Source organism: Streptomyces marokkonensis (genome assembly GCF_039539045.1).
In the GTDB taxonomy this organism is placed as follows: Bacteria; Actinomycetota; Actinomycetes; order Streptomycetales; family Streptomycetaceae; genus Streptomyces; species Streptomyces marokkonensis.
Genome location: NZ_BAABCQ010000020.1, coordinates 22,529 through 47,660 on the forward strand (window position 1 = coordinate 22,529; position 25,132 = coordinate 47,660).

A 25,132-nucleotide genomic window follows, 5' to 3' on the forward strand; every position below is an offset into this window, starting at 1 on the left:
CGGAAACCGGTCAGTCGACCGGTGTCTTCTGCCCGGCGTGCCGTCCGCCTCCGCGTGCCGGTCGTACGGCCCGGTGCCGGTGCCCGGCCCGTCCCGTCCGGCGGCCGCCGGGCAGCCGGGCCGCGAGGCGTTCGGACCGGCGCAGCAGCAGGCGGCAGACGCCGGTGACGGCGGCCAGACCGAGGGCCGTACCGGCGGTGCCGGCGAAGGAGGTGCCGTACCAGAGGAGCACGACCGGGACGAGGAAACAGCTGAAGGCCGCCCAGCGGACGAGGTCGGTGACGCCGTCCCGGAGCGGCGCGATCGGTTCCGGGCCGCCGGGGGCGTCGGGGCCGGAGGGAGTGCCAGGGCCGGAGGGAGCGGCAGGGCCGGAGGGAGTGCCAGGGCCGGAGGGAGCGGCAGGGCCGGCGGGCGGGTGAGGGGTGGCGGACGGCGGCTCGACGGGCTGGTGCGGTCCGGACATGCGGGCTCCCTGAGGCTGGCGGCATGGAGATCAACGCCCGTGCGACGCGTCGGTCACGACTGATCACGGACAGTTGCAGCACACGCAAACCGCCTGTACAGCGCAGCAACCATTGCGTTGCGGGCGCCCGCTCGGGCATGCTCCGGGGAACCCGCGGCGGACCCTGCGCGTGATCTGGGCGAAGGAGGCGTGGCGCCGTACCCTTGGGGGTATGGGCTTGGGAAGATGATTCCCGGACACACAGCTCCGCCGCACACTGTTGTCCCCCATAGAGGATAAAAACGCCGAGACAGCCATGGCCGGTCACGAATTCTTCGAACCCGCGGACCGCAAGCGGCCCGTCGCCGAACCTACGGCGGCCGAGCCCCTGGCGGCCGAAGAGCCACGCCAGTCGTGCGACCCAGCCTTCAAGCACGGTGTCGTCGTCGGCTTCGACGGCTCCACTTCCAGTGAGCGTGCCCTCGCGTACGCCATCGGCATGGCACGCCGGCTCGGCTCGGGCCTGGTCATCGTGCATGTCGCCAACCGGCTGCCCACCACCGTGTGGGCCGGCTGCGAGCCCCCCGTCTTCGTCGACGTACCGGACCATCGCACCGAGGTGCTGGGGCTGGAACTGGCGTGTGCGGACTACCTCACCGAGGTGCCCTGGATCCTGGTCGAGCGTGGCGGCGACATCTGCCACGAACTCGAGGAGGTGGGCCGCGAGTACGAGGCGGACGCCATCGTCGTCGGCTCCAGTCACGGCCTGGTGGGCCGTCTTTTCGGTTCCGTCGCCGGCCGGCTCGCCAAGCGCGCGAAGCGGCCCGTGGTGGTCATTCCCTGACGGGCCGCTCCGGACGTTTCGCCGAACGCCCTACTCCACCGTCACCGACTTGGCGAGGTTGCGCGGCTTGTCGATGTCCCGGCCCAGGGCCAGCGCCGTGTGGTAGGCGAGGAGTTGGAGTGGGATGCCCATCAGGATGGGGTCGAGTTCGTCCTCGTTCTTCGGGACGACGATGGTGTGGTCGGCCTTCTCCTGCTCCTGGTGGGCGACGGCGAGGATCTGGCCGCTGCGGGCCTTGATCTCCTCCATGGCCGCGCGGTTCTTCTCCAGCAGGTCGTCGTCCGGCACGATCGCGACCGTCGGCAGGGCCGGCTCGATCAGGGCGAGCGGGCCGTGCTTCAGCTCGGAGGCCGGGTAGGCCTCGGCGTGGATGTAGGAGACCTCCTTCAGCTTCAGGGAGGCCTCGCGGGCGACCGGGTAGCCCCGTACGCGGCCGATGAAGAGCATCGAGCGGGCGTCGGCGTACTGCGCGGCCAGCTTCCTGATGTCCTCCTCCCGCTCCAGCATCTCGGAGATCTGCTGCGGCAGCCTGCGCAGCCCCTCGATGATCCGCTTGCCGTCGCGCACGGACAGGTCGCGGGTGCGGCCCAGGTGCAGGGCGAGCAGCGCGAAGGCGACGCAGGTGTTGGTGAAGCACTTGGTGGAGACGACGCAGACCTCGGGGCCGGCGTGCACGTACATGCCGCCGTCGGCCTCGCGGGCGATCGCCGAGCCGACCACGTTGACGATGCCGAGGACGCGGGCGCCCTTGCGCTTCAGCTCCTGCACGGCGGCCAGCACGTCGTACGTCTCACCGGACTGGGAGACGGCGATGTACAGGGTGTCGGGGTCGACGACGGCGTTGCGGTAGCGGAACTCGGAGGCGGGCTCGGCGTCCGCGGGGATGCGGGCCAGCTCCTCGATCATCTGGGCGCCGATCTGCCCCGCGTGGTACGAGGTGCCGCAGCCGAGGATCTTCACCCGGCGCACGGCACGCGCGTCGCGGGCGTCCAGGTTCAGGCCGCCGAGGTGCACGGTGGAGAAGCGGTCGTCGATCCGGCCGCGCAGCACGCGGTCCACGGCCTCGGCCTGCTCGTGGATCTCCTTGTGCATGTACGTGTCGTGGCCGCCCATGTCGTAGGAGGCGGCTTCCCACTCCACGGTGGTGGGCTCCGAGGTGGTGCGGGTGCCCTCGGTGGTGTAGGTGCGGAAGTCGTCGGCCTTGAGGGTGGCCATCTCGCCGTCGTCGAGGGTGACTATCTGGCGCGTGTGGGTGACCAGCGCGGCGATGTCCGAGGCGACGAACATCTCCTTCTCGCCGATGCCGAGGACGACCGGCGAGCCGTTGCGGGCGACGACGATGCGCTCGGGGAAGTCGGCGTGCATCACGGCGATGCCGTAGGTGCCCTCGATCACCCGGAGGGTCTCGCGGACCTTGTCCTCGAGCTTGACGGCCTCGGAGCGGGCGATGAGGTGGACGAGGACCTCGGTGTCGGTCTCGGAGAGGAACTCGACGCCGTCCGCCTCCAGCTTGCGGCGCAGGTCGGCGGCGTTGTCGATGATGCCGTTGTGGACGACGGCGACCTTGTGGTCGGCCGACATGTGCGGGTGGGCGTTCTCGTCGGACGGGGCGCCGTGGGTGGCCCAGCGGGTGTGGGCGATGCCCGTGGTGCCCTTGAAGCGTGCCGGGACCCTGGCCTCCAGGTCGCGGACCCGGCCCTTGGCCTTGACCATCTTCAGGCCGGCCGCCTTCGGGGACGTGACGACGATGCCCGCCGAGTCGTAGCCGCGGTACTCCAGGCGCTGGAGGCCCTCCAGCAGCAGGGGTGCGACGTCACGCTTGCCGATGTATCCGACGATTCCGCACATGTATACGTAAACCTCTGTCCCTCTTCGGCTTCTCAGCCGTAGACGATGCGGCGCAGCTGGCGGAGCGACAGCTCCGGCGGTGCGACCGTCCGGTACTTCAGGTCCGCCTCGATCTGTTCGAAGATCGCCGCGTTCACCAGGCCCTGGGCCTGGAGCTCGCGGTGGCGGCGACGGACGAATTCCTCGGTCGTCTCGTCGAAGTAGGCGAGCACGTCCTGGATCACGCGCAGTGCCTCGCCCCGGTTCAGAGGCGTGGACCGCGTCAGGTGATCAACGAGTTCGTCGTGCACGCGGTAGATCCTGGAGTACGGGGGAGGCTTTCGCAAGAATTCTGCCCGATTTCGGGCAAGCGGAGTGGGTGTGGGTCGCCAAGTGGTCTACATGCGCTTCAGTACCGCCTGTTTGGCCAGGGCGAACTCCTCGTCCGTCAGCACTCCGGAGCGGTGCAGTTCGCCCAGCTCACGCAGCCGCCGCAGCAGCGCGTCGTGATCGTCCTCGGCGGGCGCGGCAGGCGCGGCGGGCGCGGCGGGCGCGGCGGGCGCCGGAGCCTGCGCCTCACCGGCCGTCCGGGCGTCGTCCGGAGCGGCGAGGGCGGCCGGTGCGGAAGGGTGCGGGAGACGGGCCTGCACGGCCGCGGCCACCAGGGCCATCAGTGGGTCCCTCTTGAAGCCCCACAGCTCCACCGCGTTCGGGTCGTACTTGGGCGGCGCCTTGGTCGGCGCGGCCCGCACGGTGAAGCGGAGGTGGCCGTTCTCCAGACCGATCGTCGGCTGCCACTCCACCGCGACGATGTCCGACAGGGGCAGGGTGCGCGGGCCCCCGGCCGACTTGGAGTCCTCCGCCTGCCACTTCCATTCCAGGCGTACGCGCTCGCCGTCGAAGCCGGCGACTCCGTCCCCGGCGGACACCGACAGCGGGACCGGGGGGCCGGGCAGCAGGTACGCGTCCACCGGGCCGGACGGGACCTGCTCGATGAGCAGCGCGTTGCGCACCTCGTCCACGAAGTACTCGGCGACCCCGTACCGGTCCGACTCCACGATCAGCTGGTAGGGGTCGTGCGGCTCGGTCAGCCGGCCGCCGCTCGCGTGCAGCAACGGATCGGCACCGTCCCGCAGGCGCAGCCGCAGCCGTCCCGACTTCTTGCCCTGCTCGAAGGATATGCCCGCCAACGCCGCCAGGGGGACGAGCAGTTCACCGAGTTCCCTGCGGAGCAGGCTGACGTTCTTGTCCCGTCCGGGAGTCAGCCGCAGGGTGTCGCCGTCGAAGACCCACGTTCCGTCCTTCTGGATGATTTCCGCCATGCGGGGATTGTTCCACCGACGCCCGACGGGCACCCCGGAGGACCGTCTCCGAGGTGCCCGCCCGTTCGTGAGGGTCTTCGCCGCCTTCGCCTACCGGCCCGCGATCGGGTTCCGCAGGCTGCCGATCAGCTGGAGTGCGCCGGACGGGTCCGTGAGGTCCACCATCTGCTCGTTGTCGCGCAGCTGGAGCCGGTTGAGGCAGGACAGCGCGAACTCGGGCGCGAACATGTCGTACCGGTCGAACTTGTCGGCCAGTTCCGGCACCGACTCCTGGTACTCGCGGGTGACCTCCGCCACCGTCCGCCAGAAGCCGTCCTCCTCGACGATCCCCTCCTCCGCCAGGTTCGCGGCGAGGAAGCGGAAGAAGCAGTCGAAGACGTCCGTGAAGATCGACAGGAGCTTCTTGTCGTCGGGGACGTCGACGGCGATCCGCGAGACCTCCGGCGGCAGCACCGCGTCCGGGTCCATCACCGCGATCTCCTCGGCGATGTCCTTGTAGACCGCGCGCCGCACCACCCCGTCCTTCAGGACCAGGATCACGTTCTCGCCGTGCGGCATGTAGACCAGGTCGTAGGCGTAGAAGCTGTGCAGCAGCGGGACGTAGTAGGCCCGCAGGTAGTGCCGCAGCCACTCGGTGGGCGCCAGCCCCGACCGCTCGATCAGCGCGCCCGCGAAGGAGGCGCCCTCGTGGTCGACGTGGACGAGGGAGGCCATCGTGGCGAGCGTCTCGCCGTCCCGGAGGGACGGGACCGGGCTCTCGCGCCACAGCGCCGCCAGCATCTTGCGGTACGGCGAGTAGCGGTCGGTGGCCTGCTCGTACTCCAGGTGCCGGTAGCCGACGGCCGCCCGCTCCCGGATGATGCTCAGGCCCGTCGACTTCAGCACCGGGTCGCCCTCGATGAGCTGCGCCAGCCAGTCGTTGATGGCCGGCGTCGCCTCCATGTACGCCGCCGACAGACCGCGCATGAAGCCCATGTTGAGGACGGACAGGGCCGTCTTCACGTAGTGCTTCTCGGGGTGCGAGGTGTTGAAGAAGGTGCGGATGGACTGCTGCGCCAGGTACTCGTCGTCGCCCTCGCCGAGGCAGACCAGGTGCCCGCGGGCCACCTCGGCGGCGAAGGTGACGGTGAGCTTGTTCCACCACTGCCACGGGTGGACCGGGATGAACAGGTAGTCGGCCGGGTCCAGGCCGCGCTCGCGCAGCACGCCGTGGAAACGGTCGACGGTCGCCCCGCCCAGCTCGTCGCGTACGAACGACTCGTACTCGATGCCCACGCCCGCCGTGAACGCCGCCCGCGAGCGGTGCGCGGCCAGCCACACCAGCCGGACGGGGCTCGCGGTCTCGGGGGCGTACGACAGGTACTCGTGGACGCCGAAGCCGAGCCGCCCGTTGTTGGCGACGAAGCAGGGGTGGCCCTCGGTCATCCCGGTCTCGACGGCCTGGAAGCCGCTGCCGGCCAGTTCGGCGGAGGTGAGCTTCGGCTTGGTGAGCTTGTAGCAGGTGCCGGAGAGGGTGGAGGAGATCTCCTCCAGGTAGACGGGGAGGACCCTGTCGCTCAGGCCCAGCGACTCCTTCAGCTCGACGAAGAAGTCCAACGCGGCGAGCGGATGCTGCGTGCCGTCGCGATGGCGGGTGATGGAGTCGGCGTCCACCTGCCAGTGGTCCAGGGCGCGGACGGTGGCGGTGAAGCGGTAGGCGGTCTGGCCGTCGTCGCTGTGGACGACGTACGCCTCCCCGTCCGGCTCCCGCTCGGGGGTCAGCAGGCGCTCGTGCGCGAACTCCGCCAGCGCCTTGCGGATCAGGAGGCGGTTGGCCTGCTCCCAGCGCTCGGGGGAGAGGTGGGCGACGGCGTCGGCGAGGCTCACGCGGTCACCGCCGTCGCAGCGAGGAACCGCTCCCGGGTGCAGAAGCTGAGCAGGGCCCGCTTCTCGGGCTTGTCGATCTCGCGCTCCGGCACGAAGCCGACGGCCGCGTTCAGCGCGTGCACGGCCGTGTTGTGGACGTCGGGTTCGACGACCACTCGCAGGGTGGCCGGGTCCTCGAAGAGGTGCGCCATGACGGCGGTGATCACGGAGCGGGTGAACCCCCGCACCGGCCGGTCCGTCGGCGGCGTGAGGAAGTGCATGCCGATGTCCCCGGGCCGCGGGGTGTACAGGCCCACCAGTTCGCGGTGGACGGGGTCGTACTTCTCCATCAGGAAGGCCGGCTCGCCGTCCTGGAGGCCGAGCAGGGCGTGGTGGTGCTCGTCGGCGGCCATCTCCATGTACGCGCGCTCGACGTCCTCCAGCCTCGCGCCCTGCATCATCCAGAAGGCGGCCTTGGGGTGGGTGACCCAGGTGTGCAGGAGCTCGGCGTCCTTCAGCGGGTCGAGGGGGCGGAACGTGAAGGTCATACGGAGAACTCCTGGAACGCGATGGTCTTCTCGACCGGGTAGTACTCGGTGCCGAGCAGCTCCCGGATGATGCAGCTGTTGCGGTACGCGCCCATACCCAGGTCGGGGCTGGTGATGCTGTGGGTGTGCACGCCGGCGTTCTGGAGGAAGACGCCCTGTCCGGTGATGTCGACGGCGTAGTTGCGGCCGACGTCGAAGCCGCCGTGCGTGTCGTACACCAGGCGGTCGCGGACGGGCTTCAGGAACTCCGGTTCGGCGTACCGGTAGCCGGTGGCGAGGATCAGGCCGTCCGAGACCAGCTCGAAGTCCTTGCCCTGTTCCTCCTGCCGGAAGCCGAGCGTGTACCTGCCGTCCGCGTACCGGGCGCCGGTGAGTGCCGAGTTGGTGAGCAGGCGGGTGGGGACGGGGCCGCCGAGCTTCTTCTGGTAGAGCAGGTCGAAGATCTCGTTGATCAGGTCGCCGTCGATGCCCTTGAACAGGCCCTTCTGCTCGGCCGTGAGGCGGTAGCGGGTGTCCTCCGGGAGCGCGTGGTAGTAGTCCACGTACTCCGGTGAGGTCATCTCCAGCGTGAGCTTGGTGTATTCGAGGGGGAAGAAGCGGGGGGAGCGGGTCACCCAGTTCAGCTGGTAGCCGTGGACGTCGATCTCGCCGAGCAGGTCGTGGTAGATCTCGGCGGCGGACTGGCCGCTGCCGACCAGCGTGATCGACTTCTTCTTCACCAGCTCCGCCCGGTTCTGCACGTAGCGGGAGTTGTGGAGGAAGTCGCCGGCCAGGCCCCGGCAGGCGTCGGGTATGTGCGGCGGGGTGCCGGTGCCGAGGACGAGGCGGCGAGCGCGGTAGGTGTCGCCGGAGGTGGTGGCGACGGCGTACAGCTCCTCCGTCTCGTCGTACGTCACCTCGGTGACGGTGGTGGAGAAGCGGACGCTGCTCAGTCTGTTCGCGGCCCAGCGGCAGTAGTCGTCGTACTCGACGCGCAGCGGGTAGAAGTTCTCCCGGATGTAGAACGAGTACAGCCGGCCCTTCTCCTTCAAGTAGTTGAGGAAGGAGTACGGGGACGTCGGGTCGGCGAGGGTGACCAGGTCCGACATGAACGGCGTCTGGAGGTGGGCGCCGTCCAGGAACATGCCCGCGTGCCACTCGAAGTCCGGCTTGGACTCCAGGAAGACGCCGTTCAGCTCGGCGATGGGCTCGGTCAGGCAGGCGAGGCCGAGATTGAAGGGGCCGAGGCCGATCCCCACGAAGTCGTACGGGGCACTGGCTTCAGGAAGCGCGGTCAAGGGACTCTCCCAGGTACTGCTCGGCGTGGCCGGCGATCAGGTCGAGGACGGCGGCGATGTCGGCCGTGGTCGTCTCGGGGTTGAGCAGGGTGAACTTCAGGTAGTGGCGTCCGGCCACCTTGGTGCCCGCGACCACGGCGTCGCCGGAGGCGAACAGGGCCTTGCGGGCGTACAGGTTGGCGCGGTCGGTCGCGGCGGGGTCGGTGACGGCCGCCGGTACGTAGCGGAAGACCAGGGTGGACAGCGACGGCTTCACCACGACGTCGAAGCGCGGGTCGGCGTCGATCAGTTTCCAGCCCTCGGCGGCCAGTTCGCACACCTCGTCGAAGAGCTGCCCGATGCCGTCGGCGCCCATCACGCGCAGCGTCATCCACAGTTTGAGCGCGTCGAAGCGGCGGGTGGTCTGGAGGGACTTGTCCACCTGGTTGGGGATACGTTCCTGCACCATGCGGCGCGGGTTGAGGTACTCCGCGTGGTACGTGGCGTGGCGCAGGGTGGACACGTCCCGGACCAGTACGGCGGACGAACTCACCGGCTGGAAGAAGGACTTGTGGTAGTCGACGGTGACCGAGTCGGCCCGTTCGATGCCGTCGATGCGGTCCCGGTATTTCAGCGAGGCGAGCAGCCCGCAGCCGTAGGCCGCGTCCACGTGCATCCACACGCCGTACTGCTCGCACAGTCCGGCGATCTCGGGCAGCGGGTCGATGGAGCCGAAGTCGGTGGTGCCGCCGGTGGCGACGACGGCCATGGGGGCCAGGCCTTCCTGGGCGCAGCGCTCCAGCTCGCGGGCGAGGGCGACGGTCTGCATGCGCTTGTCCTGGTCGACGGGGATCGACACGACGGCGTCGGGTCCGAGGCCGAGGAGTTTCGCCGACTTCCTGACGCTGAAGTGGCTGACCTCGGACGCGAACACGCGCAGCTCGGCGAGGTTGTCGGTCTTGGCCTCCTCGCGGGCCAGCAGCAGCGCCTGGAGGTTGGACTGGGTGCCGCCGGAGGTGAACACGCCGTCGGCGGCCGGGCCGAGGCCGATCCGAGCGGTCGTCCAGTCGATCAGTTTCCGCTCGATGAGTGTGCCGCCGGCCGACTGGTCCCAGGTGTCCAGGGAGGAGTTGACGGCGGACAGGACGGCTTCGCCGAGCACGGCCGGGATGACGACCGGGCAGTTGAGGTGGGCGAGGTAGCGGGGGTGGTGGAAGTAGACGGCGTCGCGGAGGTAGACGTCCTCCAGCTCGTCGAGGACCGCGGCCGTGTCGTGCAGCGGCCGGTCGAGGTCTATCTCGTCGATGCGGGGGGAGAGGGCGTCGACCGTGACACCGGTGAACGGGCGGTCGGTGGTGGCGATTCTGGCGGCCACCCGCTCGACTCCTTCGGTCACGGAGCGGCGGTACTGCTCCGCGGTGGTGTCGTTGAGCAGGTGCGAGCGCATGTGGGGGTCCTCCGGTGGGGACGGTCCGAGAGGGACGGGAGAGGGCGGGGCCCTGGCTTCGACTTAGGTTAGCCTAACCTAATTAGCCCGGACCGTGCGTGTGCCTCTGCGTGACTGTCGTCACTCACGTCTCATCCGTGTGTCACAGACAGTGAGTTGAAGCTCCGGGGGTGCCAGGCGTCAGACCCGTCCGCGGAGTTGTTCCTCCGTCAGGCCCTGGCGCCAGTAGCCGACGAAGGTGACGCGGCGGCGGTCGACGCCGCGTTCGCCCACGAAGTGCCGGCGCAACTGCTTGACGCGGCCGGACTCTCCGGCGATCCAGACGTACGGGCTCTCGGCGGGCGGCAGTTGGGCCGCGCGAAGCGTGGCAGGAGTCGCCTCGGGCCCGCCGGCGACGTCCTTGACCAGCCAGTGCACCTCGGCGTCCGCCGCCGTCCTCAGCTCCTGCACGTCCTCGGAGTGCGGCACCTCCAGCCAGACCCGGGCGCGGGTGCCGGCCGGCAGCGACTCCACGATGGCGCAGGCGGCCGGTACGGCGGTCTCGTCGCCCCAGATCACCACCAGGTCGGTGTCCTCGGGCGGCCGGAAGCGGATCGCCCTGTTGTCGGCGACCGCGGGGCCGAGCAGTACGACCCGGTCGCCGGGGGCGGCGTCGGCGGCCCAGCGGGAGGCGGGGCCGGCCTGGAGGGCGGCCCCCGGACCGACGCCGTGCAGTACGAAGTCGATGTCTATCTCGACGGTGTCCCCGTCGCCGTCCCGGCGCAGGGCCCGCAGCGTGTACGAGCGCATCACCGCCCGTACGTCGTCCGGCAGTTCACGCCAGCCCTGCCACCAGCCGTCGCCCAGCTCGACGGGCACCGCGGGTTCCGGCTGCCCCGGGTGCGGCAGGAACAGCGACAGGGACTGGTCCTGTCCGTCGGAGCTGAAGGCGCGCAGGTCGGGCCCCGCGAAGGTGACCCGGTTCAGAGACGGCCCGAGCCGCCTCGTCCGTACGACCTGGAGGGAGAAGAAACGGAACGGGGCGGCTACGGCCGTCGTCATGGAGGGCTCCGGGGGAAAGGGGAGGTCAGCCGACCTTCTTGGCGTTCTCTATCGCCTCTGCCAGGTTGTCGAGCAGCGGCGTGCACTTGTCGTAGGACAGGATCGGCTCGGGGGAACGGGAGATGACCTGGCCGGCCTCGACGGCGGGCAGCTGCTTCCAGGTGCCCTCGGTGATGTCCGCCGGCTGGATGGTCGAGGCGCGGTCGTCCATGATGACGACGTCGGCCGGGTACTTGTCGACGTTCTCCCAGCTCAGGCTCTCGAACCAGCCGCCGGTCGCCTTCTTGGCCTCCTCGGAGGGCTCGACGAAGTTGACGCCGAGGGCCTTGAAGTACTCCAGGTCGACGGAGAGGTTGGTGCCGGAGACGTAGAAGAGCTCGGCGCTCGCGGAGCCGGCCAGCACCCTGATCTCGGGCCTGGCCTTCGCGGCGGCGCGCAGCCGGGCCGCGGCCTTCTCGAAGGCGGCCTTGGCGTCGGTGACCTTCTTCGCCTTCATGTCCGCGCCGAGCGACTCCGCCAGCTCCCACATACGCTGGAGCGGCTGGGTGAGCCGGCGGTCGAAGACGGAGACCGCGACGCTCGGGGCGAGCTTGGCGACCTTGTCCTTGGAGTCCTCGGGGACGGACCAGAGGGTGCCCGCGGTGTCGAACGTCGTGGTGACGAGCAGCTCGGGGGCGAGGGTGGCGTACTTCTCGACGTTGAGCTTGCCCCACTCGTTGCCGAGCACGGTGACCTTGTCGACATCGAGGTCGCCGGCCTGGACGTCGGGCTTGCCGTCCTTGGTCGTGGTGGGCCCGAAGACGCCCTTGACCTGGACGCCGTAGTCCCAGAGCGCGGCGGCGACACCGGTGAAGGCGACGATGTTCGTCGGGACCTCGTCCAGCTTCACGGTCGTGCCCCGGTCGTCCTTGAAGGACCAGGGGCCGGACTTGGCCGCCCCCGACTCCTTGCCGGAGCCACCGCTGTCCTTGTCCTCGTCACCGCAGGCCGCGAGCACGGCACCGAGACCGAGGGCGCCGCCCGCGGCGAGGATTCCGCGGCGGGTCGGGTGGGTAGCTCTGGCGTTGAACATGGCGTGGCTGCTTTCGAACGGTGCGGAGCATCCGCGGGACAAGTCGAAGGTAGGTTAGCCTAACCTCAGATCTTGTCCAGGGGGCGGGCCGGCCGCGACGAGGCCGCGGCCGACCCCGACCGGACCGGCCGGCACCGGCCCGGGTCTCAGCCCGCCAGGCCCAACTCCCGTGCGATCAGCATCCGCTGGACCTCGCTCGTGCCCTCGCCGATCTCCAGGATCTTCGCGTCCCGCCACATACGTGCCACGGGGTACTCGTTCATGAAGCCGTAGCCGCCGTGGATCTGCGTGGCGTCCCGGGCGTTGTCCACCGCGACCGTCGAGGAGTACAGCTTCGCCAGGGCCGCCTCCTTCTTGAAGGGATCGCCCGTCACCAGCCGGGAGGCCGCGTCGCGCCACGCGAGGCGGGCCGTGTGGGCCTTCATCTCCATGTCGGCGATCTTGAACTGAATGGCCTGGTTGGCGCCGATCGGCCTGCCGAAGGCGTGACGTTCCTTCGCGTACTTGACCGACTCGTCCACACAACCCTGCGCCAGTCCCGTGCCCAGCGCCGCGATGGCGATCCGCCCCTCGTCGAGGATCCGCAGGAACTGGGCGTAGCCGCGGCCCTGTTCGCCCAGCAGGTTCGCCGCCGGGACCCGGACGTCGGAGAAGGAGAGCTCGCGCGTGTCCGACGCGTTCCACCCGACCTTGGAGTACGGCGCGGCCACCGTGAAGCCCGGGGTGCCGGACGGGACGATGATCGCCGAGATCAGGGGCCGGCCGTCCGGCTTGCGGCCGGTGACCGCCGTGACCGTCACCAGGCCCGTGATGTCCGTGCCCGAGTTGGTGATGAAGCACTTGGTGCCGTTGATGACCCATTCGTCCGTCGCCTCGTCCAGGCGGGCCGTCGTACGCGTCGCGCCCGCGTCCGAGCCGCCGTCGGGCTCGGTCAGGCCGAAGGCGCCGAGGATCTCGCCCGAGCAGAGGCGCGGCAGCCACGTCCGCTTCTGCTCGTCGGTGCCGAACAGGTGGATCGGCATCGCGCCCAGCGAGACGCCCGCCTCCAGCGTGATGGCCACCGACGAGTCGACCCGGGCCAGCTCCTCCAGGGCGATGCCCAGGGCCAGGTAGTCGCCGCCCATGCCGCCGTACTCCTCCGGGAACGGCAGGCCGAACAGGCCCATGCGGCCCATCTCCCGGACGATCTCGTACGGGAACTCGTGCCGCTCGTAGAAGTCGCCGATCTTGGGTGCCACGACGTCGTGCGCGAACGCCTCCACCGTGCGGCGGAGGTCCTCCAGCTCGGGGGAGAGCTTGTGGTCCATGGTCGTCAGTGCTCCTTGTGGGAGTCGTCGCCCGAACCCGCGAGGGCCCGAACGGTGCGGGACGGGCTGGGTCGGCCCAGGTGGGCGGCCATCCAGACGCTGGTGGCGACGAGAGAGCCGAGGTCGACCCCGGTGTCGATGCCGAGTCCGCGCAGCATCCACACGAGGTCTTCGGTGGCGAGGTTGCCGGTGGCGGACTTCGCGTAGGGGCAGCCGCCCAGTCCGCCGGCGGAGGCGTCGACGGTCGTCACGCCGTGCCGGAGGGCGGCGTAGGTGTTCGACAGGGCCTGGCCGTAGGTGTCGTGGAAGTGGACGCCGAGCGCGCCCACGGGAACGCCGGCGTCGGTGAGGGAGGTGAGCAGGGCGCCCACGTGGCCGGGGGTCGCCACCCCGATGGTGTCGCCGAGGCTCAGCTCGTCGCAGCCCATGTCCAGCAGGGCCCGGCAGACCTTCACCACCTGCTCGACGGGGACCGCGCCCTCCCACGGGTCGCCGAAGCACATCGACAGGTAGCCGCGGACGTGGACGTCCGACGCCTTCGCCCGCGCCACCACCGGCTCGAACATGGCCAGGGCCTCGTCCAGCGTGCGGTTCAGGTTGGCCCTGGCGAAGGACTCCGTGGCGCTGGCGAAGACCGCGACGCGGCGGGCGCCGAGCGCCAGGGCCCGGTCGAGGCCGCGTTCGTTCGGCACCAGGACGGGGAGGTCGACCGGCAGGTCCGCGACCGCCGGGAACAGCTCCTCCGCGTCCGCCAGCTGGGGCACCCACCTGGGGTGCACGAAGCTCGTCGCCTCGATGGTGGTCAGACCCGTACCGGCCAGGCGGCGGACGAACTCCGCCTTCACCACCGCCGGGACGGTCGCCTTCTCGTTCTGCAGGCCGTCGCGCGCGCCGACCTCGTGGATCCGGACGCGGGCGGGCATGCCGCCCGCCGGTACGGTCATGGGCAGGCCCGGTTCGGGGGCGTTCACGTCGTCTCCTCCGTCCCGTCGTCGTCGGGTGTGATGACCACCAGCACCTGGTCCATGGCGACCGTCGTGCCCGGCGCCACGTCCAGCTCGGCGACCGTGCCGGCGTGCGGGGCGGAGATGACGTGCTCCATCTTCATCGCCTCCACGACCAGCAGGCTCTGCCCCGCACTCACCTCGTCGCCGACGGCGACCTTCACCACTGTCACCGTGCCCGGCATCGGCGCGGTCAGCGAGTCGGCGCCCGCGTGGGCGGCGCCCGTGAGCGAGGCGGCGACCGGGTCGTGGTCGCGCACCTGCCAGGCGTCTCCGTCCCGGCCCAGCCAGTCGGCGGCGCGCCGGAAGGTGTGCCGGACGCCGTCCAGGGTCACCGACACCCGGTCCTCGGTGACGGTGTGCGTGCCTCGCGGGGTGTGTTCCACCGGATCGGTGACCCGCAGGTGGAAGGTGACGGGCTTCGGCTCGCCGCCCATGCGCCACCCGCTCGGCACGGAGAACGGATCGGTCCAGCCGTCCCCGCGCGGACGCAGCGCGTCCAGCCGTACGGCCGCCGCCGCCTCGTACACCTCCTCCGGTACGCCGGTGGCCACCAGGCCGTCGACCTCCCGCTCCACCAGCCCGGTGTCCAGCTCGCCCGCCACCACCGCCGGGTGCGCGAGCAGCCGGCGCAGAAACCCGGCGTTGGTCTGCACGCCCAACGTGACCGTCCTGGCGAGGGCCGCGCGGAGCTTGCGCAGGGCGGTGGCGCGGTCGGGGCCGTACGCGATCACCTTGGACAGCATCGGGTCGTAGAGGCTGCCGACCTCGCCGCCCTCGCTGAGCCCGGAGTCGGTGCGCACCCCGTCGCCGTCCGGCTCGTGCAGCAGCAGCACCGTTCCGCCGGAGGGGAGGAAGCCGCGGGCCGGGTCTTCCGCGCACAGCCGGGCCTCGACCGCGTGCCCGGTCAGCCGCACGTCCTCCTGCGCGAACCCCAGCTCCTCGCCCGCCGCCACCCGCAGCTGCCACTCCACCAGGTCCAGGCCCGTGACCAGCTCGGTCACCGGGTGCTCGACCTGGAGGCGGGTGTTCATCTCCATGAAGAAGTACTGGGAGGGGTCCTCGCCCGGCACGATGAACTCCACCGTGCCCGCGCCCCGGTAGCCGCACGAGCGCGCCGCCTGCACGGCCGCCTCGCCCATCGCGGCGCGGGTCGCCTCGTCGAGGAGCACGCTCGGCGCCTCCTCGATGATCTTCTGGTGGCGGCGTTGCAGCGAGCACTCGCGCTCGCCCAGGTGCACGACGTTCCCGTGGCCGTCGGCCAGGACCTGGATCTCGATGTGCCTGGGCCGGTCGATCCACCGCTCCACCAGCAGCGTGTCGTCGCCGAAGGAGGCGCGGGCCTCGCGGCGGGCGGCGGCGATCTCGTCGGCGAGCACGGCCGCGTCCCGCACCAGCCGCATGCCCTTGCCGCCACCACCGGCCGACGGCTTCAGCAGCACCGGCGTCCCGATCTCGCGGGCCGCGTCCGCGAGCTGCGCGTCCGTCAGCCCGCTGCCACTGCTGCCCGGTACCACCGGCACCCCGGCCGCCCGCACCGTCTCCTTGGCGCGGATCTTGTCGCCCATCAGGGCGATGGCGTCGGCCGACGGTCCGATGAAGACCAGCCCCGCCTCCTCGCAGGCCCGCGCGAAACCGGCGTTCTCGGCGAGGAAGCCGTACCCGGGGTGGACGGCCTGTGCACCGGTGCGGGCGGCGGCCTCCAGCAGCCGCTCGACGGACAGATAGCTCTCCGCCGCGGGCGCCGGGCCGATCCGTACCGCCTCGTCGGCCTCCCGCACGTGCCGCGCGTCCGCGTCGGCGTCGGAGAAGACCGCCACCGAGCGCACGCCCATCGAGCGCAGAGTCCGGATGACACGCACCGCGATCTCACCGCGGTTGGCCACCAGTACCGTGTCGAACATCAAGCTCCCCATCGCGCTTCCCATCGAAGTCCCCTCCTCACATCCGGAAGACGCCGAACCGGGGCTCGCCCAGTGGCGCGTTGGCACACGCGGTCAGGGCCAGACCCAGCACCTGCCGGGTGTCGGCGGGCTCGATCACCCCGTCGTCCCACAGGCGGGCGGTCGCGTAGTAGGCGTTCCCCTGGTGCTCGTACTGCGCGCGGATCGGCGCCTTGAAGGTCTCCTCCTCCTCGGCCGGCCACTCCTCCCCCCGCCCCTCCAGCTGGTCCCGCTTGACCGTGGCCAGCACGGACGCGGCCTGCTCGCCGCCCATGACGGAGATCTTGGCGCCCGGCCACATCCACATGAACCGCGGCGAGTACGCCCGCCCGCACATCGAGTAGTTCCCCGCGCCGTAGGACCCGCCGACGACGACCGTCAGCTTGGGCACGCGCGTGCACGCCACCGCCGTCACCATCTTGGCGCCGTGCTTGGCGATGCCCCCGGCCTCGTAGTCCCGGCCGACCATGAACCCGGAGATGTTCTGCAGGAACACCAGAGGGATGCCGCGCTGGTCGCACAGTTCGACGAAGTGGGCGCCCTTCTGGGCCGACTCGGAGAACAGGATGCCGTTGTTGGCGACGATCCCCACCGGGTGGCCGTGGATGCGCGCGAAGCCGGTGACGAGGGTCTGCCCGTACTCGGACTTGAACTCGGCGAACCGGGAGCCGTCCACCACCCGCGCGATGATCTCGCGGACGTCGTAGGGGGTGCGGGAGTCGACCGGCACGGCGCCGGACATCCCCCGAGGGTCCACCTTCGGCTCGACGGCCGGCTCGACGCCCCAGGGCAGCGGACCCCGCGTGGGCAGCGTGGAGACGATCTGCCGCACGATCCGCAGCGCGTGCGCGTCGTCCTCGGCCAGGTGGTCGGTCACCCCGGACACCCGCGAGTGGACCTCGCCGCCGCCCAGCTCCTCCGCCGTGACCACCTCGCCGGTGGCCGCCTTCACCAGCGGCGGGCCGCCCAGGAAGATCGTGCCCTGCCCGCGGACGATCACCGCCTCGTCGCTCATCGCCGGGACGTACGCCCCGCCCGCCGTGCAGGAGCCGAGGACGGCCGCGATCTGCGGGATGCCCGCGCCCGACATCCGGGCCTGGTTGTAGAAGATCCGCCCGAAGTGCTCGCGGTCCGGGAAGACCTCGTCCTGCATCGGCAGGAAGGCGCCCCCGGAGTCCACGAGATACAGGCACGGCAGCCGGTTCTCCAGCGCCACCTCCTGCGCCCGCAGGTGCTTCTTCACGGTCATCGGGTAGTACGTGCCGCCCTTGACGGTGGCGTCGTTGGCGACGATCACGCACTCCCGGCCGCCGACCCGGCCGATCCCGGCGATGACGCCGGCGGCCGGGGCCTGCCTGTCGTAGAGTCCGTCGGCCGCGAGCGGCGCCAGCTCCAGGAACGGCGAGCCCGGATCGAGCAGCGTGTCCACGCGGTCGCGCGGCAGCAGCTTGCCGCGCGCGGTGTGCCGGGCCCGGGCCCGCTCGCCGCCGCCGAGCCGGGCCGCCGCGAGCTTGGCGCGCAGCTCCTCCACGAGGACGCGGTGCGCCTCCTCGTTGGCCCGAAAGGCCTCCGACGCGGGATCCGCCGCCGTCGTCAGCTCCGGTGCCTCGTGCATCCCGCGGTCCCCTCACCTGGTGGTCGATCGGTCACTCGGTCGATCGGTCGATCTGTTAATGAGCGTTAACGCATTCCCTTCAGGTTAACGAGCGCTAACCCCTCTGTCTAGAATCGACTTCATGGCCACGAGAACCGACGCCCCCACCCGCCGCGAGCAGATCCTCAAGGAGGCCGCCCGGCTTTTCGCCGAGCGCGGCTTCCACGGCGTCGGCGTCGACGAGATAGGCGCCGCGGTCGGCATCAGCGGTCCCGGCCTCTACCGGCACTTCGCCGGCAAGGACGCGATGCTCACCGAGCTGCTCGTCGGGATCAGTGACTCGCTGCTGACCGGGGCGAAGCGGCGGCTTGCGGAGGCCGGTGAGGCGACCGGCTCCGAGGCGGTCCTCGACTCGCTCATCGAGGGGCACATCGACTTCGCGCTCGACGACCGCCCGCTCATCACCCTGCACGACCGTGAGCTCGACCGCCTCCGGGACGCCGACCGCAAGACGGTGCGGCAGTTGCAGCGGCAGTACGTGGAGCTGTGGGTCGGGGTGCTCCGCCAGGTCTACCCGGCGATCGCCGAGCCCGCCGCCCGCTCCGCGGTCCACTCGGTCTTCGGCCTCCTGAACTCGACCCCGCACCTGGGCCGTCCCGGTTCCCTGCCGGGCCGCGCGGTGACGGCGTCGCTGCTGCACCGGATGGCGCGCGGGGCGTTCGAGGCGGTGGCCGGGGAGCGGTGCGGGGAGTGACGAGGGTTACGTACCGCCGACCCTGGACGCCCCTCCCTACCCGCCGGTACGGTGAAGTCTGAGCAAGCGCTTAGATTCGTACCCTGGAGGTGGCGCGGTGCGCCGTACGGTGTTCAACGAGGACCACGAGGCGTTCCGGGAGACCATCCGCGCCTTCATCGAGGCCGAGGTCGTCCCCGTCTACGACGAGTGGTTCGCCGCGGGCCAGGCGCCGCGCGACTTCTACTACAAGCTCGGTGAGCTGGGCATCTTCGGCATCAACGTGCCCGAGGAGTTCGGCGGCGCCGGCATGGACAGCCACAAGTTCGAGGCGGTCCTCTACGAGGAGACCGCCCGCGCGGGCGTCCAGTTCGGCGGCTCCGGCGTGCACGTGCTGCTCGCGCTGCCCTACATCAACATGCTGGCCACCGACGAGCAGAAGAAGCGCTACCTGCCGAAGTTCGTCACCGGCGAGGAGATGTGGGCCATCGCGATGACGGAGCCGGGCACCGGTTCCGACCTCGCGGGCATGAAGTCCACCGCCAAGCTCTCCGAGGACGGCACCCACTACGTCCTCAACGGCGCCAAGACCTTCATCACCGGCGGCGTGCACGCCGACAAGGTGATCGTCTGCGCCCGCACCGACGCCCCCACGGCCGAGGACCGCCGCCACGGCATCTCCCTGTTCGCCGTGGACACCAAGTCCGAGGGCTACTCGGTGGGCCGCAAGCTGGACAAGCTGGGCCTGCGCACCTCCGACACCGCCGAGCTCGCCTTCGTCGACGTCAAGGTCCCCGTCGAGGACCTCCTCGGCGAGGAGAACAAGGGCTTCTCCTACCTCGGCCACAACCTCGCCTCCGAGCGCTGGGGCATCGCCTACGGCGCCTACGCGCAGGCCGCCGCCGCCGTCCGCTTCGCCACGCAGTACGTCCAGGAGCGCACCGTCTTCGGCAAGCCGGTCGCCCACTTCCAGAACACCAAGTTCGAGCTGGCCGCCTGCCAGGCCGAGGTGGACGCCGCCGAGGCCGTCGCCGACCGCGCGACCGAGGCCCTGGACGTCGGCGAGCTCACGCCCGCCGAGGCCGCCAGTGCCAAGCTGTTCTGCACCGAGGTCGCCCACCGCGTCATCGACCGCTGCCTCCAGCTCCACGGCGGCTACGGCTACATGAACGAGTACCCGATCGCCCGCCTGTACGCGGACAACCGCGTCAACCGCATCTACGGCGGCACCAGCGAGGTCATGAAGATGATCATCGCCAAGAACATGGGCCTGTAACCCTCAGGGCATGAGCGAAGCACTCCAGTCCCTCCTCGACCTGCTCGACCTCGAGCGGATCGAGGAGGACATCTTCCGCGGCCACTCCCGCTCCGCCGTCGTCCCCCGGGTCTTCGGCGGGCAGGTGGCCGCCCAGGCCCTGGTCGCCGCCGGGCGCACGGTCCCCGCCGACCGGCACGCGCACTCCCTGCACGCGTACTTCCTGCGCCCCGGCGATCCCGGCGCCCCCATCGTCTACAACGTCGACCGCCTGCGCGACGGCCGCTCCTTCACCACCCGCCGCGTGGTCGCCGTCCAGCACGGCAAGCCGATCTTCGGTCTGTCGGCGTCCTTCCAGACGTACGAGGAGGGCCTCGACCACCAGGCCCCGATGCCGCCAGCCCCGGACCCGGCGACCCTCCCCACCGGCGAGCACCGGCTGCGGAGCTACCCGCATCTGCCCGCCGAGACCGTCGAACGCTTCCTCGAGGCCCGCGCGGCCGTCGACCTGCGCCACGTCGACGACCCGCCCTTCGGCGACTTCGGCACCCCGCGCGAACCCCACTCCCAGGTGTGGTTCCGCACCAACGGCAAACTCACCGACGACCCCCTCCTGCACGTCGTCCTCGCCACCTATGTCTCCGACATGACCCTCCTCGACTCGGTCCTGCTCGCGCACGGCCGCGGCGGCTGGGCCGTCGGCGACGTCGTCGGGGCCTCCCTGGACCACGCGATGTGGTTCCACCGGCCCTTCCGCGCCGACGAGTGGCTGCTGTACGACCAGGAGTCGCCGTCCGCGTCCGGCGGCAGGGGCCTCGGCCAGGCCCGCATCTACACCCAGGACGGGCGGCTCGCCCTCTCGGTCATCCAGGAAGGCGTGGTCCGCGTCCCTCGGGAACACTGAGGGGCATGGCGGAGACTGCACGCGAACGGCATGCGACGAACGGCGGCGGCGACAGTACCTTCACGGTGATCGTCGCCGCTCTCGCCAATCTGGGCATCGCCATCGCCAAGGCGGTGGCCGGCGTCCTCAGTGGTTCCAGCGCGATGCTGTCGGAGGCCGCGCACTCGGTCGCCGACACCGTCACCGAGGTCCTGCTGCTGACCTCCCTCAAACGCAGCACCCGCCCCGCCGACGAGGACCACCCCCTCGGCCACGGCCCCGAGCGCTACATCTGGGCGCTGCTCGCCGCCGTCGCCACCTTCGTCGGCGGCGCGGTCTTCGCCCTCTACGACGGCGTCCACGCCCTCACCCACCGCGAGGAACCCGGCGACCCGCTGATCGCGTACGTCGTCCTGGCCGTCGCCTTCCTCCTGGAGGGCTACTCCCTGCGCACCGGCCTGAAACAGGCGCGCGGCGAGGCCCGTCACTACAAGGTGCCCTTCGGCCGCTACCTGCGCCGCACCCCCGACACCGCCGTGAAGGCGGTCGTCATGGAGGACTCCGCCGCCCTCGCCGGGCTGTTGCTGGCCGCGGGCGGCCTGCTCGGCGGGCAGCTCACCGGCTCCGGCGTCTGGGACGGCGTCGCCTCGCTCTGTATCGGCGTCCTACTGCTGTACGTCGCCTGGGTGCTCGGCCGTTCCAACGCCGAGTTCCTCATCGGCCGCCCGCTGCCCCGTACCGTGCGCGACCGGATCCGGGCGGAACTGGTGGCCGTCGAGCACATCGAGGCCGTACTGGAACTGACCACCCTGCTGCAGGGCCCGCGGGAGGCGCTGGTCGCCGCCAAGGTCGACTTCCGGGACGTGGCGACGGCCGCGCAGATCGAGTGGGCGTGCGAGCGGGCCGAGCAGCGGCTGCGGGAGGAGTTCCCGGTGGTGCGCCGGGTCTATCTGGACCCGACGCCCGGGTTCGCGCAGCGCCGCTCGGAGGGACTGAACCCGTGGCCCTGACGGGCCGACGGGGTCGTCCGGGCCGGCCGGGCTACTTCAGCCCCGCCTCCGTCAGCAGATACGCCGTCATCGGGTCGTAGTAGCGCGGGCTGACCACGTGGTCGTCCAACGGCACCGCGACCTGGAGGGTGCCCTCCGACTCGGCGAGGAAGAGCGCCGGGTCGTTGCAGTCCGCGTAGCCGACGGAGTCGAGGCCGTGCTGAGCCGCGTAACCGGCCCAGCCGTGGTCGGCGACCACCAGGTCGGGCAGCGGACGGCCCGCACGCTCGAGACCTGTCAGGATGGCCTTCATCGGTTCACCGGAGTGGGTGTGCCACAGCGAGGCCCCGTGCTCCAGCACGGCCACGTCCGCGAACTGCTGGACGTATCCCTCCTCCGTCGTCAGCCCCTCCGGGATCACGACGATCTCGCAGCCGGCGGTGCGCAGCGCGTCGGCCGTGGCGCGGTGCACGTCGAGCAGGCCGCCCGGGTGACCGGTCGCGAACAGCACCCGCTGCCCGCCGTCGGCCGCCTTGCGCAGCCGCCCGGCCATGCGTTCCAGCGCGGCCACGGTCAGCTCGGGGTCGATGGTGTCCTGGCCGTACCGGTATTCGGGGTCGTCGTTGACGCCGACCCGCTCCGCCATCACCGCGAGCACGTCCTGCTCGTCACTCCAGCGGTCGCCCAGCTCCAGGCCGAGCCAGAAGTGACGGTCGCCGTTCGCCAGCTTCCGGTAGTGGGAGAGGTTGTTCTCACGGGGAGTGGCGACGTCGCCCGCGATACGTGTACTGACGAGGTGTTCGGCGAGTTCGGCGCGGCTGGGTGTCCCGGGTATCGGCATGGCTCCATTGTGAGGCAGCCGCCGGTCGGCGTCTCGGGCATGTCCCACGCTGGGACGTGGGTCACCCTTCCGGTCGGCGTCATGGACGTTTCCTCCGGTCCCGAGGAGGCGTATGGACGGAACGTACATGTGCAGCCGCACGTCAGCCCCCTAGTCTGCGACCCGGACCGGCGGCCGCGGTACGGACGGCCCCGGCAAACCGGTCCTCACCGGCGCTGCTCGCTCACCAGTAGAGTCGGACGGCAGCAGTACATACGCGACGAAGCGTAAGAAGGAAGGCAGTACATGAGCAGCAACGAGACGCCCCGCGGCCCCGTCGACTCCTCCCGCGTCCCCCGGTACGCCGGTCCCGCGACCTTCGCCCGGCTGCCCCGCCTGGACGAGGTGGGCACCGCCGACGTCGCCGTGGTGGGCGTGCCGTTCGACTCGGGCGTCTCCTACCGGCCGGGCGCCCGCTTCGGCGGCAACGCCATCCGGGAGGCGTCGCGTCTGCTGCGCCCCTACAACCCGGCCCAGGACGCCTCCCCCTTCGCCCTCGCCCAGGTCGCGGACGGCGGTGACATCGCCGTGAACCCCTTCAACATCAACGAGGCCGTCGAGACCGTCGAGGCCGCCGCCGACGACCTCCTCGGCACCGGCGCCCGCCTGATGACCCTGGGCGGCGACCACACCATCGCTCTGCCGCTGCTCCGCTCGGTGGCCAGGAAGCACGGCCCGGTCGCCCTGCTCCACTTCGACGCCCACCTGGACACCTGGGACACCTACTTCGGCGCCGAGTACACCCACGGCACGCCCTTCCGCCGCGCCGTCGAGGAGGGCATCCTCGACACCTCCGCCCTCTCCCATGTCGGCACCCGAGGCCCCCTGTACGGCAAGCAGGACCTCACCGACGACGAGAAGATGGGTTTCGGCATCGTCACCTCCGCCGACGTCTACCGCCGCGGCGCCGACGAGGTCGCGGACCAGCTCCGGCAGCGCATCGGCGACCGTCCCCTCTACATCTCCATCGACATCGACTGCCTGGACCCGGCCCACGCCCCCGGCACCGGCACCCCCGAGGCCGGCGGCATGACCTCCCGCGAACTGCTGGAGATCCTGCGCGGCCTGGCATCCTGCAACCTGGTGTCGGCCGACGTCGTCGAGGTGGCCCCCGCGTACGACCACGCGGAGATCACGTCGGTGGCGGCGTCCCACACCGCCTACGAACTGACCACGATCATGTCCCGCCAGATCGCCCAGGAGAAGGCCTCGAAGTGACCCACGACCACGACCTGGTGCTCCGTCCGACCGCCGCCCAGACGGAGGCCGCGCTGAACCCTCCCGGCGGCCGCCACGGCGGGGACCTGGTCGTGGAGACCCTGGCCTCGCTCGGCGCGACCACCGTCTTCGGCCTGCCCGGCCAGCACGCCCTCGGCGTGTTCGACGCGCTGCGCCGCTCCGACCTGCGCTACATCGGCCTGCGAGTGGAGAACAACGCCGGGTTCGCGGCGGACGCGTACGGCCGGATCACCGGTGAGGCGGCCCCGCTGCTGCTGTCCACCGGCCCGGGAGCCCTCACCTCCCTGGCCGCGCTCCAGGAGGCACGCGCGGCCTCCGCTCCCGTACTGGCGATCAGCAGCCAGGTCCCGAAGGCCGGCCTGGGCGGCGGCCGCCGCGGCTACCTGCACGAACTCCCGGACCAGGCGGCGTCCTTCCGGGGCGTGGTGAAGTCCGTCCACACGGTCCGCGCCCAGTCCCAGATCCCGTCCGCGATCGCCGAGGCGTGGACGTCGGCGCTGACCGTCCCGCACGGCCCGGTGTGGGTGGAGATCCCGCAGGACGTCCTGTCGGCCCCGGCGTCGGTCCCGGTGGTGACGGGCGGCGACACCTTCCCCGAGGAACTGCCCCCGCGCCCCGAACTGACGGCGGTCGCCGCCGACCTGTTGTCGCGCGCGGAACGTCCCGTGATCATCGCGGGCGGGGGAGTGGTACGCGCGGACGCGTCGAAGAAGCTGCGGCAACTGGCGGAGCGGCTCCGGGCCCCCGTCGTCACGACCTTCGGCGGCAAGGGCGCGTTCCCGTGGACCCACCCCCTGTCCCTCCAGTCCTGGCTGGAGGACCGCCACACGACGGACTTCCTGGAGGACGCCGACGCTCTCCTGGTCGTCGGCTCCGGTCTCGGCGAACTCTCCTCGAACTACCACACGTTCAAGCCGCGCGGCCGGATCGTCCAGATCGAGGCCGACCTCGGCAAGCTCGAGTCCAACCACCCGGCCCTCGGCATCCACGCCGACGCCCGCCTCGCCCTCCAGGCGCTGTTGGAGACGGTGGAGGAGCGCACCGACCCCACCGCCCCGGAGCGCGTACGCACGGTCCTGGGCCGGGTCCGCGAACGCATCGCCGCCCAGGAGCTCACCCTGGAACAGAACGTACTGGCGGCCGTTCGAGGGGCCCTCCCGGCCCGCGCCCCGTCCTTCTGGGACATGACCGTCCTGACCTACTGGGCGTGGTCGGCCTTCGACGCCGAGGCCCCCAACACCATGCACTCGGCCCAGGGCGCCGGCGGCCTCGGCTACGGCTTCCCGGCGGCGCTGGGAGCGGCGGCCGCCGATCCCACGCACCCCGTCCTCGCGGTGTCCGGCGACGGTGGCGCCCTGTACTCCGTCGCCGAACTGGCCACCGCCCGCCAGTACGACCTGAACGTCACCTGGCTCATCGTCGACGACGGCGGCTACGGCATCCTGCGCGAGTACATGACGGACGCCTTCGGGCAGCCGACGGGGACGGAACTGACCCGCCCCGACTACGTGGCACTGGCGGAGTCCTTCGGTGTGCCGGGCGTACGCACGTCACCAAAGGCCCTGGAGGCGGACCTGGCGAAGGCGCTGGCCGCACCGGGCCCGTCGGTCGTCGTCCTCCCCGCCGTCCTGCGCATGTTCGCGCCGACACACCTGGGCTGA

The 25,132-nt window shown here is 71.1% G+C and carries 22 protein-coding genes; 7 read left to right on the top strand and 15 right to left on the bottom strand.

Going from position 1 to position 25,132, the window contains the following annotated elements; all coding sequences use genetic code 11:
- Positions 1–10: 10 nt before the first annotated feature.
- On the bottom strand, positions 11–304 hold the full coding sequence (locus ABEA26_RS07510; RefSeq protein WP_345590408.1) for a hypothetical protein: 294 nt from the start codon (positions 302–304) through the stop codon (positions 11–13).
- Between the two features lie 454 nt (positions 305–758).
- On the opposite strand from ABEA26_RS07510, the gene ABEA26_RS07515 reads away from it, so the two are divergent.
- Positions 759–1,286, top strand: a complete 528-nt coding sequence (locus tag ABEA26_RS07515) for a universal stress protein (RefSeq protein ID WP_279559544.1) — start codon at positions 759–761, stop codon at positions 1,284–1,286.
- Positions 1,287–1,316: 30 nt separating this feature from the next.
- On the opposite strand, the gene glmS is transcribed toward ABEA26_RS07515, so the two are convergent.
- The 13 genes from glmS to ABEA26_RS07580 form a co-directional block, all read right to left on the bottom strand.
- Positions 1,317–3,134, bottom strand: a complete 1,818-nt coding sequence (gene glmS / locus ABEA26_RS07520; RefSeq protein WP_345590360.1) for a glutamine--fructose-6-phosphate transaminase (isomerizing) — start codon at positions 3,132–3,134, stop codon at positions 1,317–1,319.
- A 32-nt stretch (positions 3,135–3,166) separates the two neighbouring features.
- Positions 3,167–3,424: a hypothetical protein gene (locus ABEA26_RS07525; RefSeq protein ID WP_345590362.1), complete on the bottom strand. Its 258-nt coding sequence runs from the start codon at positions 3,422–3,424 to the stop codon at positions 3,167–3,169.
- 87 nt (positions 3,425–3,511) lie between these two features.
- Positions 3,512–4,435 (bottom strand): DUF4429 domain-containing protein, encoded by a 924-nt coding sequence (locus ABEA26_RS07530; RefSeq protein ID WP_345590363.1) that lies wholly within the window; start codon positions 4,433–4,435, stop codon positions 3,512–3,514.
- A 90-nt stretch (positions 4,436–4,525) separates the two neighbouring features.
- Positions 4,526–6,301, bottom strand: coding sequence for an IucA/IucC family protein (locus ABEA26_RS07535; RefSeq protein ID WP_345590364.1), 1,776 nt, complete (start codon positions 6,299–6,301; stop codon positions 4,526–4,528).
- Positions 6,298–6,828 carry a GNAT family N-acetyltransferase gene (locus ABEA26_RS07540; protein ID WP_345590365.1) on the bottom strand — a complete coding sequence of 177 codons (531 nt, stop codon included), beginning with the start codon at positions 6,826–6,828 and terminating at the stop codon, positions 6,298–6,300. Before ABEA26_RS07540 ends, ABEA26_RS07535 begins: the two co-directional genes overlap by 4 nt.
- Positions 6,825–8,105 carry a lysine N(6)-hydroxylase/L-ornithine N(5)-oxygenase family protein gene (locus ABEA26_RS07545; RefSeq protein WP_345590367.1) on the bottom strand — a complete coding sequence of 427 codons (1,281 nt, stop codon included), beginning with the start codon at positions 8,103–8,105 and terminating at the stop codon, positions 6,825–6,827. The genes ABEA26_RS07540 and ABEA26_RS07545 overlap by 4 nt, the downstream gene beginning before the upstream one ends.
- Complete coding sequence (gene desA / locus ABEA26_RS07550; protein WP_345590368.1) at positions 8,089–9,531, bottom strand: lysine decarboxylase DesA; 1,443 nt, start codon at positions 9,529–9,531, stop codon at positions 8,089–8,091. The genes ABEA26_RS07545 and desA overlap by 17 nt, the downstream gene beginning before the upstream one ends.
- Before the next feature lie 180 nt (positions 9,532–9,711).
- Entirely contained in the window at positions 9,712–10,572 is an 861-nt protein-coding gene (locus ABEA26_RS07555; protein WP_345590369.1) for a siderophore-interacting protein, read from the bottom strand.
- 25 nt (positions 10,573–10,597) lie between these two features.
- Positions 10,598–11,644 (bottom strand): ABC transporter substrate-binding protein, encoded by a 1,047-nt coding sequence (locus ABEA26_RS07560; protein WP_345590370.1) that lies wholly within the window; start codon positions 11,642–11,644, stop codon positions 10,598–10,600.
- A gap of 146 nt (positions 11,645–11,790) precedes the next feature.
- Positions 11,791–12,951: an acyl-CoA dehydrogenase family protein gene (locus tag ABEA26_RS07565; RefSeq protein ID WP_345590371.1), complete on the bottom strand. Its 1,161-nt coding sequence runs from the start codon at positions 12,949–12,951 to the stop codon at positions 11,791–11,793.
- 5 nt (positions 12,952–12,956) lie between these two features.
- On the bottom strand, positions 12,957–13,922 hold the full coding sequence (locus ABEA26_RS07570) for a hydroxymethylglutaryl-CoA lyase (RefSeq protein WP_345590372.1): 966 nt from the start codon (positions 13,920–13,922) through the stop codon (positions 12,957–12,959).
- The gene (locus tag ABEA26_RS07575) at positions 13,919–15,859 is read right to left on the bottom strand and encodes an acetyl/propionyl/methylcrotonyl-CoA carboxylase subunit alpha (RefSeq protein ID WP_345590373.1); all 1,941 of its coding nucleotides are present in this window, start codon (positions 15,857–15,859) and stop codon (positions 13,919–13,921) included. The genes ABEA26_RS07570 and ABEA26_RS07575 overlap by 4 nt, the downstream gene beginning before the upstream one ends.
- 37 nt (positions 15,860–15,896) lie before the next feature.
- On the bottom strand, positions 15,897–17,513 hold the full coding sequence (locus ABEA26_RS07580) for a carboxyl transferase domain-containing protein (RefSeq protein WP_345590374.1): 1,617 nt from the start codon (positions 17,511–17,513) through the stop codon (positions 15,897–15,899).
- Between the two features lie 121 nt (positions 17,514–17,634).
- Here ABEA26_RS07580 and ABEA26_RS07585 point away from each other — a divergent pair, with 121 nt between their 5' ends.
- The 4 genes from ABEA26_RS07585 to ABEA26_RS07600 all read left to right on the top strand — a co-directional run bounded on the left by ABEA26_RS07585 (position 17,635) and on the right by ABEA26_RS07600 (position 21,373).
- Complete coding sequence (locus ABEA26_RS07585) at positions 17,635–18,246, top strand: SACE_7040 family transcriptional regulator (protein WP_345590376.1); 612 nt, start codon at positions 17,635–17,637, stop codon at positions 18,244–18,246.
- Between the two features lie 97 nt (positions 18,247–18,343).
- Positions 18,344–19,501 carry an acyl-CoA dehydrogenase family protein gene (locus ABEA26_RS07590; RefSeq protein WP_345590377.1) on the top strand — a complete coding sequence of 386 codons (1,158 nt, stop codon included), beginning with the start codon at positions 18,344–18,346 and terminating at the stop codon, positions 19,499–19,501.
- Positions 19,502–19,511: 10 nt separating this feature from the next.
- Positions 19,512–20,384, top strand: coding sequence for an acyl-CoA thioesterase (locus ABEA26_RS07595; RefSeq protein WP_345590379.1), 873 nt, complete (start codon positions 19,512–19,514; stop codon positions 20,382–20,384).
- A gap of 5 nt (positions 20,385–20,389) precedes the next feature.
- On the top strand, positions 20,390–21,373 hold the full coding sequence (locus ABEA26_RS07600; RefSeq protein ID WP_345590381.1) for a cation diffusion facilitator family transporter: 984 nt from the start codon (positions 20,390–20,392) through the stop codon (positions 21,371–21,373).
- A gap of 31 nt (positions 21,374–21,404) precedes the next feature.
- Here the strand turns inward: ABEA26_RS07600 and ABEA26_RS07605 are convergent, their stop codons facing one another.
- Positions 21,405–22,193 (bottom strand): phosphatase, encoded by a 789-nt coding sequence (locus ABEA26_RS07605; protein WP_345590383.1) that lies wholly within the window; start codon positions 22,191–22,193, stop codon positions 21,405–21,407.
- 285 nt (positions 22,194–22,478) lie between these two features.
- On the opposite strand from ABEA26_RS07605, the gene speB reads away from it, so the two are divergent.
- Both speB and ABEA26_RS07615 read left to right on the top strand, forming a co-directional pair.
- Entirely contained in the window at positions 22,479–23,450 is a 972-nt protein-coding gene (gene speB, locus ABEA26_RS07610) for an agmatinase (RefSeq protein ID WP_345590385.1), read from the top strand.
- The gene (locus ABEA26_RS07615) at positions 23,447–25,132 is read left to right on the top strand and encodes a thiamine pyrophosphate-binding protein (protein WP_345590386.1); all 1,686 of its coding nucleotides are present in this window, start codon (positions 23,447–23,449) and stop codon (positions 25,130–25,132) included. Before speB ends, ABEA26_RS07615 begins: the two co-directional genes overlap by 4 nt.

Bases quoted from the DNA above. Each gene is read 5' to 3' on its own strand.
- ABEA26_RS07605 (WP_345590383.1), bottom strand. From the start codon at position 22,193: ATGCCGATACCCGGGACACCCAGCCGCGCCGAACTCGCCGAACACCTC.
- speB (WP_345590385.1), top strand. From the start codon at position 22,479: ATGAGCAGCAACGAGACGCCCCGCGGCCCCGTCGACTCCTCCCGCGTC.
- ABEA26_RS07575 (WP_345590373.1), bottom strand. From the start codon at position 15,859: ATGTTCGACACGGTACTGGTGGCCAACCGCGGTGAGATCGCGGTGCGT.
- ABEA26_RS07530 (WP_345590363.1), bottom strand. From the start codon at position 4,435: ATGGCGGAAATCATCCAGAAGGACGGAACGTGGGTCTTCGACGGCGAC.
- ABEA26_RS07600 (WP_345590381.1), top strand. From the start codon at position 20,390: ATGGCGGAGACTGCACGCGAACGGCATGCGACGAACGGCGGCGGCGAC.
- ABEA26_RS07565 (WP_345590371.1), bottom strand. From the start codon at position 12,951: ATGGACCACAAGCTCTCCCCCGAGCTGGAGGACCTCCGCCGCACGGTG.
- ABEA26_RS07560 (WP_345590370.1), bottom strand. From the start codon at position 11,644: ATGTTCAACGCCAGAGCTACCCACCCGACCCGCCGCGGAATCCTCGCC.
- ABEA26_RS07540 (WP_345590365.1), bottom strand. From the start codon at position 6,828: ATGACCTTCACGTTCCGCCCCCTCGACCCGCTGAAGGACGCCGAGCTC.
- desA (WP_345590368.1), bottom strand. From the start codon at position 9,531: ATGCGCTCGCACCTGCTCAACGACACCACCGCGGAGCAGTACCGCCGC.
- glmS (WP_345590360.1), bottom strand. From the start codon at position 3,134: ATGTGCGGAATCGTCGGATACATCGGCAAGCGTGACGTCGCACCCCTG.
- ABEA26_RS07515 (WP_279559544.1), top strand. From the start codon at position 759: ATGGCCGGTCACGAATTCTTCGAACCCGCGGACCGCAAGCGGCCCGTC.
- ABEA26_RS07555 (WP_345590369.1), bottom strand. From the start codon at position 10,572: ATGACGACGGCCGTAGCCGCCCCGTTCCGTTTCTTCTCCCTCCAGGTC.
- ABEA26_RS07595 (WP_345590379.1), top strand. From the start codon at position 19,512: ATGAGCGAAGCACTCCAGTCCCTCCTCGACCTGCTCGACCTCGAGCGG.
- ABEA26_RS07580 (WP_345590374.1), bottom strand. From the start codon at position 17,513: ATGCACGAGGCACCGGAGCTGACGACGGCGGCGGATCCCGCGTCGGAG.
- ABEA26_RS07585 (WP_345590376.1), top strand. From the start codon at position 17,635: ATGGCCACGAGAACCGACGCCCCCACCCGCCGCGAGCAGATCCTCAAG.